Annotated in this window: 18 protein-coding genes; 8 read left to right on the top strand and 10 right to left on the bottom strand. The window is 39.0% G+C overall.

Annotated elements, in window-relative coordinates; translation table 11 throughout:
* Positions 1-239 precede the first annotated feature (239 nt).
* Entirely contained in the window at positions 240-845 is a 606-nt protein-coding gene (locus HII17_RS14785) for a TetR/AcrR family transcriptional regulator (RefSeq protein WP_169076145.1), read from the bottom strand.
* Positions 846-991: 146 nt separating this feature from the next.
* Here HII17_RS14785 and HII17_RS14790 point away from each other — a divergent pair, with 146 nt between their 5' ends.
* Positions 992-2,002, top strand: a complete 1,011-nt coding sequence (locus HII17_RS14790; protein WP_235938843.1) for an MBL fold metallo-hydrolase — start codon at positions 992-994, stop codon at positions 2,000-2,002.
* Between the two features lie 75 nt (positions 2,003-2,077).
* On the opposite strand, the gene HII17_RS14795 is transcribed toward HII17_RS14790, so the two are convergent.
* Entirely contained in the window at positions 2,078-2,668 is a 591-nt protein-coding gene (locus tag HII17_RS14795) for a hypothetical protein (RefSeq protein WP_169076147.1), read from the bottom strand.
* A gap of 372 nt (positions 2,669-3,040) precedes the next feature.
* Here HII17_RS14795 and HII17_RS14800 point away from each other — a divergent pair, with 372 nt between their 5' ends.
* From HII17_RS14800 to HII17_RS14825, 6 genes are read left to right on the top strand one after another with little or no spacing between them, the layout of a single operon-like run.
* A complete protein-coding gene (locus HII17_RS14800) occupies positions 3,041-3,763 on the top strand; it encodes a DUF3450 domain-containing protein (protein WP_408033892.1) in 723 nt (240 codons plus the stop codon).
* A 19-nt stretch (positions 3,764-3,782) separates the two neighbouring features.
* Positions 3,783-5,153 carry a MotA/TolQ/ExbB proton channel family protein gene (locus tag HII17_RS14805; RefSeq protein WP_169076149.1) on the top strand — a complete coding sequence of 457 codons (1,371 nt, stop codon included), beginning with the start codon at positions 3,783-3,785 and terminating at the stop codon, positions 5,151-5,153.
* Between the two features lie 2 nt (positions 5,154-5,155).
* Positions 5,156-5,680: a MotA/TolQ/ExbB proton channel family protein gene (locus HII17_RS14810; RefSeq protein WP_169076150.1), complete on the top strand. Its 525-nt coding sequence runs from the start codon at positions 5,156-5,158 to the stop codon at positions 5,678-5,680.
* A 57-nt stretch (positions 5,681-5,737) separates the two neighbouring features.
* Positions 5,738-6,151 carry an ExbD/TolR family protein gene (locus HII17_RS14815; protein WP_169076151.1) on the top strand — a complete coding sequence of 138 codons (414 nt, stop codon included), beginning with the start codon at positions 5,738-5,740 and terminating at the stop codon, positions 6,149-6,151.
* 42 nt (positions 6,152-6,193) lie between these two features.
* Positions 6,194-6,802 carry an energy transducer TonB gene (locus HII17_RS14820; protein ID WP_169076332.1) on the top strand — a complete coding sequence of 203 codons (609 nt, stop codon included), beginning with the start codon at positions 6,194-6,196 and terminating at the stop codon, positions 6,800-6,802.
* A 60-nt stretch (positions 6,803-6,862) separates the two neighbouring features.
* On the top strand, positions 6,863-8,164 hold the full coding sequence (locus tag HII17_RS14825) for a tetratricopeptide repeat protein (RefSeq protein ID WP_169076152.1): 1,302 nt from the start codon (positions 6,863-6,865) through the stop codon (positions 8,162-8,164).
* Between the two features lie 79 nt (positions 8,165-8,243).
* Here the strand turns inward: HII17_RS14825 and HII17_RS14830 are convergent, their stop codons facing one another.
* The 8 genes from HII17_RS14830 to HII17_RS14865 all read right to left on the bottom strand — a co-directional run bounded on the left by HII17_RS14830 (position 8,244) and on the right by HII17_RS14865 (position 15,802).
* Positions 8,244-9,305 (bottom strand): hypothetical protein, encoded by a 1,062-nt coding sequence (locus HII17_RS14830; RefSeq protein WP_169076153.1) that lies wholly within the window; start codon positions 9,303-9,305, stop codon positions 8,244-8,246.
* A gap of 14 nt (positions 9,306-9,319) precedes the next feature.
* The gene (locus tag HII17_RS14835; protein WP_169076154.1) at positions 9,320-10,372 is read right to left on the bottom strand and encodes a hypothetical protein; all 1,053 of its coding nucleotides are present in this window, start codon (positions 10,370-10,372) and stop codon (positions 9,320-9,322) included.
* Positions 10,373-10,706: 334 nt separating this feature from the next.
* Entirely contained in the window at positions 10,707-11,948 is a 1,242-nt protein-coding gene (locus HII17_RS14840) for a tetratricopeptide repeat protein (RefSeq protein ID WP_169076155.1), read from the bottom strand.
* The gene (locus tag HII17_RS14845; protein WP_169076156.1) at positions 11,945-12,613 is read right to left on the bottom strand and encodes an energy transducer TonB; all 669 of its coding nucleotides are present in this window, start codon (positions 12,611-12,613) and stop codon (positions 11,945-11,947) included. Before HII17_RS14845 ends, HII17_RS14840 begins: the two co-directional genes overlap by 4 nt.
* Before the next feature lie 9 nt (positions 12,614-12,622).
* Positions 12,623-13,027, bottom strand: a complete 405-nt coding sequence (locus HII17_RS14850) for an ExbD/TolR family protein (protein WP_169076157.1) — start codon at positions 13,025-13,027, stop codon at positions 12,623-12,625.
* A gap of 2 nt (positions 13,028-13,029) precedes the next feature.
* Complete coding sequence (locus tag HII17_RS14855) at positions 13,030-13,584, bottom strand: MotA/TolQ/ExbB proton channel family protein (RefSeq protein WP_169076158.1); 555 nt, start codon at positions 13,582-13,584, stop codon at positions 13,030-13,032.
* A 17-nt stretch (positions 13,585-13,601) separates the two neighbouring features.
* Positions 13,602-15,023 carry a MotA/TolQ/ExbB proton channel family protein gene (locus HII17_RS14860; RefSeq protein WP_169076159.1) on the bottom strand — a complete coding sequence of 474 codons (1,422 nt, stop codon included), beginning with the start codon at positions 15,021-15,023 and terminating at the stop codon, positions 13,602-13,604.
* Complete coding sequence (locus tag HII17_RS14865) at positions 15,023-15,802, bottom strand: DUF3450 domain-containing protein (RefSeq protein WP_169076160.1); 780 nt, start codon at positions 15,800-15,802, stop codon at positions 15,023-15,025. Before HII17_RS14865 ends, HII17_RS14860 begins: the two co-directional genes overlap by 1 nt.
* 488 nt (positions 15,803-16,290) lie before the next feature.
* Here HII17_RS14865 and HII17_RS14870 point away from each other — a divergent pair, with 488 nt between their 5' ends.
* Complete coding sequence (locus HII17_RS14870) at positions 16,291-16,728, top strand: DUF3718 domain-containing protein (RefSeq protein WP_169076161.1); 438 nt, start codon at positions 16,291-16,293, stop codon at positions 16,726-16,728.
* The last annotated feature ends 60 nt before the right edge of the window (positions 16,729-16,788 follow it).

The following is a 16,788-nucleotide window of genomic DNA, read 5'->3' on the forward strand; positions in this document are numbered from 1 at the left end:
AGTGGTGAACCAATTACTCATAAACTTGAACTGTATAAAACTGATCGGATCGATTGTTATAAAGTTTTTGTCGACGGAAAACTTTGGAAAAAGCGTATTGGTTGGAGCAACATCTTGGCTGGTATTAGAAAAGCACTCCCTAGATTAGCTAGAGAATGACAGTCCATTCTTCGTTCTTAACAGCCTATCAGAAGAAGAATATACCGGTTGCCAGTATCGCCAGGTATTATCTACAATAACTACGAATTGGCGTATCTAGCCAAAAACATGGCTACCGACTCATCGGCTAAATTAATTTGTTCTTGTTCAGAAAGCAAAGGGCACAAGCCTAACAACTGCGGCCAAAAACAGCTGCCTTTAATTAAGCCATGTAATTGTTGAACAGCAAGTTCGATATTTTTAACAGTAAGTAATCCGTCGTTAGTTGCATTTTCTAACCAAAGTTGAAGCGAGGTTTCTTGTTTTGAAAACTTCTCTATTTCCACTTGTAAAGCTTCCGGCTGAAATAAAAAGTGCCCCATGGCAACACGAGATAAATCGATGTAATCAGGGCTATTCATCAACGAAATTTCTTTCATCAATATCTTGGTGAGTTGTGGTGCTAAAGGCGCTGTTTTGTCGTAATCATCTTCGCTACTTAGCATGGCTTTTTGCCATAGCTCCTTAACTAAGTGCATGACTAATTCTTCTTTGGTTTTAAAGTGGTTATAAACGGTTCGTTTAGACACGTTCGCCACTTCTGCCAGTTTATCCATACTGGTCGCTTGCACGCCGTTTTCTTTAAACACTAATTTAGCTGCGTTAATAATATCTAACCGCTTTTGCTCGCTTCTTGATAGTGCCATTTATCTCTCATTTTCAAACAACCACTTATTCATTTTACACTGAGTAGTTTACTTTTCAATATCAAATAAGTAAACTGCACCGGGTAGTTTACTTTGTGGTTGTGATGATGATGAACAATGGCGGAAAATTTTTAATAGGAGCATTAATGGCTATTTCTTTATTAAGTGGATGTAATAGCGAGCAGCAGAGCGCTCAAGTATTTAAGAATACAGAATTTGAATATAAGACCGATTTAAGGAATATCTGGAAGATACTCAAAGAGTATATCAGCGTAGAGCGAGCGGCTCCTGTGCCAATTGATGCCTTGCCAATAAAGCCATTAAGCTTTGCGGAAATTCAAGCAGCTAAAAACAATAGTGCCGCAAAACTTGGTCACTCAACGATACTGATGAAAATTAATGAGCAATTAATTTTGCTTGATCCTGTGTTTAGCGAAAGAGCTTCTCCCGTACAATGGGCAGGACCAAAGCGATTTCATAAATCTCCTATTTCAATAGATGAGCTTGAGCATATTGACGTTGTGGTGATTAGTCATGATCACTACGATCATTTAGATAAAAACTCGATTAAGCAACTTAATAATAAAGTTGGCCATTTTATCGTGCCGCTTAATGTTGGGACTTATTTGCAAAAGTGGGGAGTTGAACCTTCAAAAATTTCGGAGTTAAATTGGTGGCAATCAACCCAGGTGAATGGCGTGGAATATATTGCTACGCCTACCCAGCACTTTTCTGGCAGAGGTCTAACTGATCGAGATGAAACACTATGGGCAAGCTGGGTAATCAGAACTGACGACCTAAATGTTTATTTCAGTGGCGATAGCGGATATTTTTCTGGATTTGCTGAAATCGGTGAAAAATATGGCCCTTTCGATTTAACTTTCGTTGAGGCAGGTGCGTACAATAAACTGTGGGCCGATATTCATATGCTGCCAGAAGAAAGTGTTCAGGCGCATATTGACTTAAAAGGTATGGTAATGACCCCTATTCACAATGCGACGTTTGATTTAGCATTACACGACTGGTATGAGCCGCTCGACAGAGTAGAAATTAGCGCTAAGCAAAATGGCGTAACACTAGCTACGCCAGTCTTTGGTGAATTGTTTGAAATGAAATCACCTAAACAAAGTGTTAGTTGGTGGCGACAATCAAACTAGTATAACTAAACGACTAGCGCTTATTTATTTAACAGGGATAAGCGCTAATTCGACAACAATTAATAGTGATTTTACTTAGCTTTCGCAATTTAACTCTTCGCTATTTTCTGCATTTTCAGCTTCTTCTTTGATATCGATACCACTCAAAAATTTAAAATAACCATCTCTGTCGTCGGTCTGTAGATAGACATCTACGATTAAGTCACGTTCAGGTAGTGGATCTGGAAGACAAAAGTCATCTAGCTCGATGCCTAAACTTCCTGTTCCTTTCATATCTTTTGCTTTGTGAGCAATAATGATTTTTTGATTTTCTTGAAACTTTTTAGCGTCTTTTTCTGTTAATGACAGTACTGTTACCATATCTGTAGCGATAACATCGTCGAACAGCATTATTGCACCTCTATCGTTATGGCTAATCGCGACATAAAATAAATCATCTATTTTGACCGAGCCGTCGTCACTGTCGTATTTAAACTTAATTTGTGCGTTGCCATTTTTAACTTTAATTGATTGGTCTGTTTTGATTGCCACTTTAATTTGTGACGGATCGGTTGTTAAAGGATCCATCTGACTAAGCTTGTACATGCCAGTTAATGACATAGAGCTACAAGCAGACAGCAAAATTAGTGAAAAAATAACCAACAATAGACTTTGCAATTGTTTCATTGAATAAACGTCCTTCTGTTTAAGTTCCTAATTGATGCGCAATCATTCGATAACGTTTTCTTCATTTAGTTCAATTACGCTTTTTATTTCAACTGCAAAAGAGAAACATAACGTTTTTATGAATTTAATTTTATAAGCGTAAGAAAAACGTCACTTTTTTGTAATTTAATAAAGTTGAAATATTGCGGAAACATAACTGTCACAAATTCTGACTAGAATTTGCCTCAACATTTTAGAACAGCATATGCTCTTGGTGAAATATCCACTTAGGAGCTGCTTTTATTTTAAATTATTTAAGGTTTACTTATGAAATTGTCAAAACTGGCGCAAGCTGGGATTTTTTTCGGCATGACGAGTATAGGCGTAATAGGGATGGCTTCATCAGCAATGGCGGTACAATCCCAACAACAGCTTGATGAAGTCGTGCAGGCGGGACAAGAAATCAATCGTTCAGCTGGGCAGTCGCAGCAAAAAATTGACAAAATTGCCGATCAAATTCAAAGCAAGCTACAACAGTTTAAAGCAATTAATAAGGAAATTGATGGCTTATCTGTTTATAACGGACAAATGAATAAGCAAATCGATAATCAGTTAATTGAGCTGAGCGATTTGGTTACGTCAATGGAACAAGTCAGTATTATTGAACGCCAAGTTTCGCCACTAATGGCTCGAATGATTGATACTTTGGCCGCATTTGTTGCGTTAGATGTCCCTTTTTTACCTGAAGAAAGAAACAAACGTGTTGAAGGTTTAAAGTCGATGATGGAGCGTGCAGATATTGCAGCTTCTGAAAAGTTTCGCCGTGTTATGGAAGCTTATCAAGTAGAAGTTGATTATGGCAGAACTATTGAAGCATACAGCGACTTACTATTGTTAGAAGGTAGGGAAATGGATGTTGATTTTCTACGTATTGGCCGTGTTGCATTCATCTATCAAACACGTGACGGTTCCAAAATGGGGTCTTGGAATACTGCAACAAAGTCTTGGGATGATTTGGATGCGAGTTACCGCACAGATATCAACAAGGCACTTCGCATTGCCCGTAAACAACTAGCACCTGATTTAGTTGTTGTTCCAGTTAACGTTTCTGAATAATCTTGGAGTCTTATTCATTATGAATACGTTCAAAAAATACATCTCAACTTTATTAACAGTTGTTGCTTTAACTTCTACAGCTTTCGCAGCCAACGCACAAGAAGCAGCTAGTCTTGATCAATTACTTGACCAACTTGCCCAAGGTAAAGTGGCACAAACTCAGCAAAACAAACAACGTGAAGCTGACTTTATCTCAAGAAAGTCTGAGCAAGACCAATTATTAAAGCAAGCGATAGGTCAGCGTGATGGTCAAATTAAACTAAGTACTGAACTAGAAGCAAAGTTCCAAGACAATGAAATTGCTATTGCTAACCGTCAGGACGCGCTAAACAAACGTTTAGGTGAATTAAAAGAGCTATTTGGTGTGTTGCAACAAGTTGCTGGCGACACAAAAAGTAAATTTCAAAACTCGGTAATATCGGCACAAATTCCAGGTCGAGAAACATTTTTAGATGAATTCGCCCAATCTATGGGTTCATCTTCAAAGCTTGCATCAATAGAAGAAATTGAAAAAATTTGGTTTGAATTACAGCGTGAAATGACCGAAAGCGCCAAAGTGACACGCTTTGATCGCGAAGTGGTACTTGCAGATGGCTCTAAGCAAAATGCGACAGTGACACGAATTGGTAATTTCAACTTAGTTGCCAATGGTAAATACCTAGAGTTTATTAGCGAAACAGGCAGTGTTGCTGAGCTTATTCGTCAGCCTTCAAGTCGTTACTTAGGTACAGCAGGTGATATGACTGCTGCAAGCAACCAACAAGTCGCATTTGCACTAGACCCAACAGGTGGCTCAATTTTAAGTTTGTTAGTTCAAGCGCCAGATACACAAGAGCGTGTTGATCAAGGTGGCCCTGTTGGTTACGTCATTTTAGCAATCGGTGCTATCGGGTTACTTATTGCTTTAGAGCGCTTTGTTAGCTTGTTCTTAGTGGGTAATAAAGTAAACCGTCAACTTAAAGCCTCTACGCCATCAGATGACAATCCATTAGGTCGTGTATTACAAGCCAAAGATAAGTACAAAGATGTAGACGTAGAAACATTAGAGCTTAAATTGTCAGAGCGCATATTACGAGAAGTACCTAAGCTGACATCACGTTTGACCATGATTAAGATTATCTCGGTTGTTGCACCACTAATCGGCTTATTAGGTACGGTTACCGGTATGATTAATACTTTCCAAGCGATTACTTTATTCGGTACAGGTGATCCTAAGTTAATGGCTGGTGGTATTTCTCAAGCCCTTGTAACTACAGTTCTAGGCTTAGTCGTCGCAATTCCAATGGTGTTTATCTCTACCATTTTAACAACACGTAGCCGCGGCATTATTAATATTTTGCAACAGCAAAGTGCAGGCATTGTTGCTGAGCGTGCAGAGCAAGGAGCGTAAAAATGATTGTATTCATCGAAATGATGAATAGCATCAGCGCGTTCTTAGATACTGGTGGTCAAGTGTTAACGGTGATTGCCGGTGTAATCTGTCTAATGTGGCTGCTGATTTTCGAACGTTTGGTGTTTTTCCTAAAAAGCTATAACGGCATTAAAAATAGTGTTATCGCCAACTGGAATGCAAGAACAGACAAAAGTTCTTGGAACGCAGAGCAGATTCGAACCGCACAGGTTTCACGACTAACGCAGATGTTAAATCATAATGTCGCGTTAATTCAAAGCTTAGTTGTGTTATGTCCATTACTTGGATTGTTAGGTACGGTAACCGGCATGATTCAAGTGTTTGATGTGATGGCAATTTCAGGCAGTGGTAATGCTCGTTCAATGGCATCAGGTGTTTCGAGAGCAACCATACCAACGATGGCAGGCATGGTTGGCTCACTTTCTGGCGTATTCCTAGTGACGTATTTCCAGCGAAAAACTAAGCGCCGGACCGAGCAGTTAGAAGATAGTTTATTAATGGATTAACGCTATTAGGCGGCTAATTCATAAAACTGAATTTAGAAATTAAATGAGGAAAGCACAATGCGTTCTCAATTAGCAAAAGTTTTACAAGAACAAGAAGAAGCAGAAGAAATTAACATGACGCCAATGCTAGATGTTGTGTTTATTCTACTTATCTTCTTCATTGTTACCGCTTCATTTGTCAAAGAAGCAGGTATAGAAGTTAATCGTCCAGACGCGGCAACAGCAGTGAAAAAAGAGCGCGCCAATATCTTAGTAGCGATTAGCGATAAAGGAGAGATTTGGATTAACAAACGTCGTGTTGATGAGCGTGCAGTACAAGCAAATATAGAGCGCTTAAAAGCTGAAAACCCACAGGGTACGGTAGTTATTCAAGCCGACAAAAAAGCAACAACTGATGTGTTAATCAAAGTAATGGATTCGGCACGTGCTGCTGGCGTATTTGACGTATCTATAGCGGCACAAGAGGCATAAATGATGTCTAGTACTCTAGCTCCTATTGCTTCAAACAATCCCATGGCGCGTTACGCTATTGGCCTTGTACTAGCCGTTAGTGTCACTTTTGTCTTGTTGTGGGGCATGCAAATGTTAATTACCGGCGGTAAAGATGTGTTAACCGAACCGCCACGTGGCAATGTGCTTGACTTTATTCGTTTAAAGAAAGATGAAACGGTGCAAAAGAAAGAGCGTAAACCACAGAAACCGTCTAAGCCACAAGCCCCTCCGCCGCAAATGCAGCAACCGCAAATGCAGCAAGCTAACCCTAATGCTGAAGCGATTAGCACATCGTTTAGTGCTGATATTGCTGCAGATACTGGTTTAAGTGGCGGGTTGAGCTTAGACAGTGGCGACGGAGACTACTTACCAATTGTTAAAGTTGCGCCTATTTATCCTCGTCGCGCGCAATCTCGCGGTATTCAAGGCTACGTTATCGTTGAATTTACAGTAACGACAAATGGCTCGGTACGCGATCCTAAAGTTGTGGAAGCTGAGCCTGCGGATATCTTTAATCGTGCTGCGATGGATGCTGCACTTAAATTTAAGTACAAACCGAGAGTAGTTGACGGAACGCCGATGGAAGTAGCTGGTGTGCAAAACAAAATTACTTTCCAAATTGACGGCTAAGCGCTAATTAAGCGCCAAGTCATTGCTAATGCATATAAGACATGAATATGAGAGTGAATTATGATCAAATCTAAATTAGTTCTATCACTGTTCACCGCTGGCGTACTGTATGGTATGCCGCTGATGATAAACGACATAGCAGGCATTGCGAAAGCAAATGCAGCAGAGCCAACGAAAAGAGAATCTAAACGAGTACCAGCAATGCGTAATCGTGTTTACTCTCAACTTGCTAGAGCACAAGAATTGGCTGATGCTGGCGATAAAATAGCAGGTTTTGAGGTGCTTGATGAGGTGAGTGATCGTATAGAACAACTCAATAGCTATGAAAAAGCTATGATGTGGAATTTCTATGGCTTTATGTATTACGGCAATGATGATATCGATAATGCCATTGATGCATTCGAGCAAGTTATTGCGCAAGAAGCTATTCCAGACTCATTATATTTATCGACGATATATTCCTTGGCACAGCTAGCGATGCAAACCCAAGATTACGCTAAAGCGTTAGGTTTTTTAAAACAGTGGCAAGCTAATAGCGACAAAGAACTGCAACCTGGTCAACATATAATGTTTGCTCAAGTGTATTATCAAGATAAAAAATTTAATGATGCGTTAACGCATATCAATAGTGCAATTGAGCTTGCTCAAACTAATAATGAAATTCCTAAAGAAAACTGGTTAATTTTGCAACGTGCGGCTTATTACGAATTGAAACAGCCAGAGAAAGTTACGCAAGTAATGGAAATGTTGGTGAAACTATATCAAAAACCTGAATATTGGCTTCAATTAGCGGGTATGTACGGTGAAATTGGCGAAGAGAAAAAGCAACTGGGTGCGATGGAGACTGCATGGCAGGCGGGTTTTGTTACTAAAGAAAGTGATATTGTAATGCTGGCTCAGCTATATTTATTCAACCAACTACCTTATAAAGCTGCCAAGTTATTAGACGATGCGATTGCAAAAGGTGTTGTGGTTGCAGACGAGAAACGCATTCAACTAATGGCGCAAGCTTATGTGATGGCAAAAGAAGATGAAAAAGCCATTCCTGTATTACATAAAGGTGCCGAAATTGCTGAAAATGGTAAATTCGATGAGCAGCTGGCTCAAGCGTATTTGAATACTGAAAAATGGCAAGATGCCATCACGTCAGCAAATACAGCGATTAAACGAGGTGCGTTAGAAAACGAAGGGAATATGCATTTAGCACTAGGCATGTCTTATTTTAATTTAGGTGACTACCACCAAGCGATAACAGCGTTTAAACAAGCTCAAAAGTTTGAAAAAGTCGCTAAAACAGCGAAGCAGTGGGCTACTTATGTAGCAAAAGAGCGCGATCATAAATTGCGTTTAGCGATGAATTAATCTGACTACAAAGAATTAATCTGACTACAAAGTTGTAGTGAAAAAGCCGCAAAATGCGGCTTTTTACTTAAGCAAATCACTAACCGTCATCAGCAATTTTATTCAAAAGTTCCAACCGCTGCTGCTCTTGCAATGACAATTCATATGGCGCGTTGTCCAAACTAGAAACTGCAAAATCGGTTATCAAATACTTGCCTACCTTACTTGTACCATATCTCTTAGGTGTTCCCGGAGCTGGCGACATTAACTCTATTACAAAAGTAGATAGATAAAATGGCGCTTGTCGTCCATTCAATACTGATTTGTGTGCTTTAAGTTCAATGTATTCAGTTCCTTTTTCTAAACGTTGCCGTGAAGAAAGGTAAGCAATGGGAGAATTATTGGCATCAAATAAATTTGCACGTACTCGATATAAACCTTTTTCCCGTGTGGTTAGTTGAGCGTTGATCACCATATCTGCATCTCGGGACTTTACTGATTCAATACTTTCCATAATGGCTGCGGCATTAACATATTTCAGTGAAAGAGCCATAGTGACAGTATTTTCATTGACTTCTGCTACTACTGTTGCCTGTAGCTGCTCTGGTAAATCAGTTAGTCCTTCAATACTTGCTTGCCAGCTATTACTGTTGAGTTTGAAATCACTTACAGCCAAAATGTTTTTATTTTCTGAAGCTAAATCAATCAGCTCTATCCTAGCGTTAGAAATATTCTTGCCGCTTATAGTTGCTACAATTGGTTCTGGGTATGTGTAGCGAAACTTGGTTAGGCTCGCAGTTAATGTATTGCCCGACTCATCGACGGGGATCGTCTGTGGATTAAAATAGTTCGGATTAAGGCGATCAAAATCATCTTCCGCTAAAGGCTGAGAATAAGCTGGAAAACTTAAAGCGGCCGCGTAAGCTTTAGCAACTAAAATAGCTGTCTCGTTAGTTGCGACATTCTTGAAAGGGCTTTGTTCTTCTAGTGATTGAGTGGCACCGTGTATAGAAATAGGTGCTATTTGGGTTTTAACTACAGAGTTGTCAACTACACTTTGCGTTTTTACTTTTTGTAGTGGCATTGTTGGCGATAAAAACCATAGTGCTGCAGTGATACAAATCACCACAGCAACTTTTTTTAATATGCTTTTATTAGTCATTGTTTAATAAAAGATTAATTTGGCATAGCAGCATAAATTAGCTCGGACATACTGTCATTATTTGAGCCTGATACATATACATAATTGCTTTTCCATAACCACCATCCAGATGTAGTTGTGTATGTATTGAATGAAATGTTTTCACCAAACATCAGCTGTTCAGAACTACTTGCAGCAGTAACTTTTCCTTTGTTTATAGGTTCTAAGAGTGAACCATGGCTATACTTATCGCTCATTAACATAGGGTAGTGATAAGGCATAAAACCTGAAACTGCGTCACTTTGACTTGTCGATTTACCATTAAAATCTATACGATCGCTACAGCTGCCGTATCGTCCTTGGCGATTTCCGCCGCAAGCTGAATGACTGCCAACTACACCATCATCGTTACCTTGAATAAATGGACTTGTAACTCCTAAATAATCGCTAGCGTCTCCGACAAAGCGCAAGCGCGGTATTCTGGCATCAGGAAGGGCTGCTAGTTGACGGGCATTATTAACCTTTAAGTCATGCAGTACCCCCATTTCATCTGTTAAATCACCCCCTAACCAAGCTTCAAGCGCTGCTTCAATAGCAAATGTCCAAGCTTCTGTATTTTGTGCAACGCTTACTGCTAAGTCTGCCAGCTCACTGCCGCCACCCGCTCCAGCTATATCAAATGTTGCGACGATATTTAAAGGTGACAGACCAGCATTTTCTAACCACGTTGCTTGATTCTCGATAATGTATCGAGCGACTAGATCACCTGTAGAGTGGGTTACAAATATACATCCTGGCTCACAAAGGTTGCTTTGAGAGAATGATTTTAATTTTGGCCAAACATAGTCGGTCGCAATTTTTCCCTCGATCCTTTCATAAGATGGCCAATCAATTCGTTCATCACTTAAAGCATTCCAATAACCTTGCCAGTAAGCTTGACCACTTTGTGTTACATCTCCATCTGAAATTAGCTGTTGAGGCTGGAAGCCGTGAATTAGTATTATTTTGTATTCTTTTGCAAACACTGATGTAGAAATTAGCGCAGAACAAACAGCCGCTAATGCTACGATTCTTCTGATCGTATTCATGCATTTCCCCACGATTTTATTTAATTATTGTTAATATTTTGTATTTTTATTGTTATCTATGTTAACTGATCGGATGTGGGACCAGTTAAAACGATAATAGTGTTTTGAATGTTTTTTATCCAACTCAAGTGTATTTCTAGTGTGAATAATCAACATTCGCTTTGGGAATGGTTGTTGATTTTCCTTATACTATTCTTGTCTTTTTGCTCTTCTGATGGGGTGAGAAAACATCTTAAACATATCCTCTATTTGAATATTGAGGCGCCAGTAATCGTAAGAGTAAGGGTAATTTGTTTAAGCTAACCAATAGCTTTATTTCAATTAAGCAACAGATTCACTTGTAAGTCTTCAATTGTGCATACTTGTCTTTTTCTGAGTGAATATATCGCAGCCACTGTTTTGCAAGCTTTTTAGATGAGGCTAAATTTAATGCCTTTTCACCGGCGACTAGTGCCTTATCAAAATTTTTTAGGTTGGTTTGCGACATTGCAACTAAAAGGTAGGCTTCGGCGAGTTGTTTACCTTTCTCAAAGCCTTTGTTAATCGCTTTATTTGCAGCGTTATTGGCATATTGCCAATTAAAGTCATCGAAATATAAGTAAGCCTGACGCAGGTACAGTTCTCCATCTTTGCTTAAAGCTGCAGCTTCTCCCATGGCGTTAATTGCTTTGTCCTTCTCAGCTGCTAATAGCCAAGCTTGCGATAACATAGACAAGTTATTTTCAGTTGTCGCTACCTGCTTTGAATTGATGGCATTTTCAAGCAATTTAGCACCTTTATGGGGAACATGTTGGGCAACATAGAGGCTGGCTAAATTAACCAATTGGTTGTCTTTGGTTAAGTTGCCATTTTCAAATAGCGTTTCCATGAGTATGGTTTGGTTTTTCATATCACCCAGTTGTCCATAGACTGAGGACATGTAAAGCAAATAGGTGGGTTTAGGGTAATGCTTAGTAAGTTCTTTCAAAGTCTCTAGCATATTGGCATGATCTTCAAACTCAAAATAAATGGCGTTTTGTAGCAGTAGTATATTTTCTTTAGGTACCTTGTTCGCTTGTCGCGAGATCTTGAGCGATGTGGTGATATGTGTTGCCGCTTGCTTATATTGTTCGGCACGATAAAAAGCCTGTGCAAGTAAGGCATGATCGTTTTCGAGTGAATTGGACACAAGTAACAATTGCTTGCCATATTTTAGTGCTTTTTCATGCTTGTCGAGTGAAAGGCTTAATTGGGTTAATGTTCGAAAAGCATTAACACGTAATACTTCCGATAGCTTTTCAGGAACACGAATTACTTGTTCAAAAGCATTATATGCTTGGTCAATTTTGTCTTGTTGATAGTAAATTGAGCCTTTAATAAACCAAGTTTGTGCATGTTCATAAGCTGATAGGTTTTTCTCTAGTAAAATGTTTAACTTTGAAATCGCTTGGCTATAGTCCTTCTGTTCAGTTAACTCGTTTACTTCGGTGAGGGCTTTATAGGTACGTTTGGTCAACGCATAAGTTTTCTTTTCCGCGGCAAAGCTTACAGACGTTACAAACACGAGCAGCATTAAAACATAATGAACTAGTCTCACTGTTCATCTCCATATTTACTCATTTTAAAGATAAATTTATTACGAATGCTCATCACTTCAATTGCTTTTCCGTCAACGACTCGAGGTTTATATTTAAACTTTTTCGCGGCGTTTATCGACGCTCGCATAAATATGCCTGGGCATTGTCCTTCTACTGGTTTGACATTTTTGGTTGAGCCATTAGTTGTCACAATATATTCAACAGTGCATTCGCCTTCTTTCCCACTAGCCATCGCTTTTAAAGGATAAACGGGGGCAATTTTTACGATAGGTAAATACTCGCCATCACTAGCAGAAATATTAATAGCGCCAATTTCCACATCAATGTTAGTGGCTGCTTGTGGCAGAGAAACAGCAAGACTGGTTTCGCCTAAACTGTTTTGCTGTTGCTGTGGACTAGGAGGAGCAGGTGGTGCGTCTTGCGTTTCTGGTCGCTGTGGTTTTAACTTTTTCTTTTGTGATGTTTCATCACGCTTAACGCGAACAAAATCGAGTAGATTTGCTCTAGTTGATTTGTTTAATTCTTGTTGGCTAGATTCAATTAGGACATGCATAAAGTATGTGAGAGCACCTGCTATACCAATGCCAAATATAAGTAGCAGCAAAAAGCGTAACATTAAGCCATTATCACGAACGCTAACGATGTCTGATGCATATTTGCTCATCTTATATCCTTAATTACTTGCGGCTAGCGCAATGTCATAGACACCTGCTCTGCGTGAGGCGTCCATTACTTTAATTAAAGTTTCATTGCGTGACATTTTATCCGCTTGGATGACCACTGAACCTTTTGGGTTTTCAGCGTGTAAACGTTCGATATTTGGTCTTAATGCTCGAAAGTCCACTTCGCGGCGGTTTATCCAAATTTTATTGTTTTCATCTATAGCAATAAGAATATTAGCTTTTTCTTGTACTACTGCAGTTGACGCTTTTGGTGGATCAACTTCAATACCGGAAAGTTTGACAAAGGTAGCCGTTACGATAAAGAAAATAAGCATAATAAACACCACGTCCAACATAGGCGTGATATCAACGCTAGCTTCCTGATCTTGGTTATTATGATTGATAAATCTACGCATTATTATTCCTTAACCGCAGTGACTGCAGTTTTGCTCACGGTCAGACGTTTTTGTAACTGATTTCTTAATAAGGCGGCTTTGTTACTTAAATGATTACTTATCATTAGGCCTGAAATTGCCACTACCATGCCAGCCATAGTAGAAACGGTAGCTTTGGAAACACCACCTGCGGTTGAGCGAGCGCTATTGTTACCAGTAATCGCAAGCGCATCAAAAATTTCCAACATTCCCATTACTGTGCCTAGTAAGCCAAGTAACGGGCAAACTTTAACTAAGGTTTTAATGAGTTCTAGGTTGGTTTGGCTTGAACGAATAACACGACTAATGAGTAAGCTGCGTAAATGCTGTGAAGTCCATGACAGTTTATTAGTGCGTTGTTGCCAAATCTTTATAATGGTTGATTGCTGAGTAGGTAGTATGTAATTGAAGTACACCAAACGTTCCAAAATTAACGCCCACATAATCGCTGCTACTATAATAATAAGCAGCAATATGTCGCCTCCTAGTTCTAGCATGTCGCCAAACCAAGGGAAAATGTTATCGATTAAGGTAAGCATATCAGTGTGTACTCCGCTTAATGGTGACTTTCCTGTTCAGCATGAACCGCAATCAGTGCTATCGATTCTTGCTCTAGAATCTCGTTTATTTTTGTAGCGCGACCTTGAACTAGGTTATGCAGTAGTAAGGTCGGGATAGCAACTGTTAAGCCAAGCACCGTAGTTACTAAGGCTTGAGAAATACCGCCGGCCATTAGTTTTGGATCGCCAGCACCAAATAAGGTAATCGCTTGGAATGTAATAATCATGCCGGTTACGGTGCCGAGCAAGCCCATTAAAGGCGCGATGGCAGCACTAATTTTTAAAAATGAAAGTCCCCAATTTACTTTGGGAATTTCGCGTAATACAGCTTCTCCGAGTTTTAGTTCGATAGACTCAACATTTTCTGTTTTATTTTGGTGATACACTTTTATTATGTGACCAAGCGGATTATTGGTTGGCTGTTCAATATTTTCTAACTGCGCCTGAATACTGCGGTCTATTTTTACTAAATAAAGCAGTCTAAATACGGCGGTTAATACCACTACAATGCCTAGTGCAATAATAATGTAACCAATTTCTCCCCCTTGATTAAGGCGCTGGGTCATATCTGGTGCGGTCCCTTTAATAGCAATAAGCTGGCCGCGAATAGGATCTATGGTGAACGGCAATAATTCACCATTATTTGCATCTGCTATTTTTTTAGCACCGACCATGTAACGACTTGAAGGCTGTCGCGAAAACTCGACAATACGGCCAGTTTCACTAATGCGCTGTAAATATTTGCCATTAGCAATTAGATTAAACGTGCCTATACGCATAACTTCCATTTGCTCTTCATTACCGCTGGCAGTTAGCACTGTTTGATTGGAGGTGGTAATTTTACCGGCTTCAGTCATTTCTCTTTGTAGCTGATACCACAAGAACTCTATTTCTTCGATAGTCGGCAACTCTGTAGTTTGCCCCATTTTTTCGGCAAATTGTGAAAGCTGCTCACTTCGTTCTGGGTAATGAATTTGTACAAGTGACGCATCGAATTGTCCTTGAGAGTCGCTTGCGACCAGTTGCAGCACGCCAAAAAGCTCTTTTAGTGAACCTAGTCGTTCATTAAGGCGTTGCTGAAGTAGGGTGATCTTTTGTTCGTTGTCTTCAAATGCTTGTTCTTTTAGTTGGCTAAGTTGTTCCGCAGCTATACGATCAGCTTTGGTTTGTGAATATATTCGTTGCTGCTCTGCTTTATCTTGAGTAAATAAAGCAAGTCTAGCTTTGTTGTTTTCATTGTCTTGTCGGTGACCCTGTTTCACTTTTTCAAGTAGTGAATCTAAATCGAGTGTTAAAGGTTTATTTGCCGTAGGGTTCTCAGTGCTGTTCGTGCTTTTAGTTGTTTGCGCTGCAAAAGAGAAATTTAAATTACTGAAAATTAACCAGCTTGTTAAGGCGATAATCATAAACGTTTTCATTATCTTGCCTCCGTAACATTAAGCAGTGGAATCGTGATCAATTCAGGAGAAAGCTCTTCCTTGGCAATTTTTAACCCTTTGGTGATATGACGTTTGTATTGGCTCTCATCTAAAGGTTGCCAGTCGTTTTTTGCCTTGTTCCAAAAACCAAAGTTATTACCAGAAAGGTCGCGATAGAGCAGGGCGATTCGGCCAATTCTTAGAAAATCTACAGCAAATTTATTGTTATCCAGTTCAACACTGCCCTTGTACGCTTCAATAGTGTAGCCATATTCATTTTCAATTTGGTAGGCTTCAAATACTCGTCGTGCTTTTTCAGATGTCGTAATAGCAGACTCGGTCAATAGTGCTCTAAGCCCTTGAACTCTGTTATTACGTTCTTCTTCTAGAAAAGGTATATCAAGTTGTAAAAAGCTTTCCATAGCATCGACCATGCGTACGAGCAGCGGCAGTACCTGACGTTCTATTAACGTCGCGTTATTTATAGAGGTATTCAATTTAGTGATTTCACTTTGCTGCGTAGCTAATTGGCGATCAAGCATGCTGTTATACATACTTAAACCGTCTAGTAGTTTCAGCTCATCAACAAATTGTTTTTTTAACTGTTGGCGTTGCTCTGCAATATTATTAACAGACTGCTGAGCTTGTTGGTTGTCAGCCAGTCGCTTATTGCCTTGCTCAATAATGGCTTGGGTTTTGTCGCCACTAATTACTTGTTGAGCATTTATTGCAAAAGATAAAAGTAAACTAGTGATTGTTATTGGAATAATCATCTTCATTTGCTTTAACGCCTAATTAAATTGTTTATTATTTAACCTTAATATAGGAGAGAAGATGCTTAGCAATATTATTTTAAATCAAATTGTTGACAGGAATTATTATTAAGAGCCAGTGCGATTGATGAACTTATTTTGCATGCTTTTTAATCTAACTTTGAAAAACTCTACTCAAAAGTTTCAAGAGAGTCCGAACTGCAAACGTATTCAATTATTTAAACATTGAGCGTTTTTACCATTAAACTAGCGTAAAAACATAATGTTGAAAGTTTTAATCTCTTTTTAAATGCGAGGTAACAGATTGTATTTTAAATGAATAATCTGAATTACGGCTTCTTTTTGTAATTTAATAACGTAAGTGTTGCGCTTTTGTCGTCAAAAACCCTTTAAATGTAATTTAATTACAAAAGTTATTTACATTAGAGTTTAGACTCTATACACTAGTCATCAATTCGAGATTACTTATTTTTTAGTTTTTAACTGAGGTGTTTATGAAAACTGTATTAGTTGCTGTATTAACTCTAGCTGTGTCATTTGGTGCGTCTGCAAAGGTATCTAACGTTGAATTTCGAGCACTAGATCAATCTGTTGAAACACAATTATGTGTTGCTGCTGCCCAAGGCGGTTTAACAGCAGCTAAATCGACGGCTAGTTCGCTAGGCGTTAAGTTTGGTCAAATTAAGAATCGTTTAAGCTGTAACGACCAATCGTTAATTCGTTTTGCTGCGCAATTTGAATCACAAGTTGAGCAACCAATAAAGTCAGTAGTATTTAAATTTAAAGCAGCTGATAACCAAGCAGCATCTCAAATTTGTAAAGAAGCGGTAGTTAATGGTTTACCTGCTGTTCAAAAGCAATATAAAAATATTGATGATATTTACTGTAATGGCCAAATAATTAGTCGTTTTGTTAAAAAGCACAGAATTTAAGATAAACCTGTTATTACTTTAATGGGTTATTAAAGTTTTTAAGCTCTCTCCCCCAACCTG

The organism is Thalassotalea algicola (genome assembly GCF_012932965.1).
GTDB lineage: Bacteria > Pseudomonadota > Gammaproteobacteria > Enterobacterales > Alteromonadaceae > Thalassotalea_F > Thalassotalea_F algicola.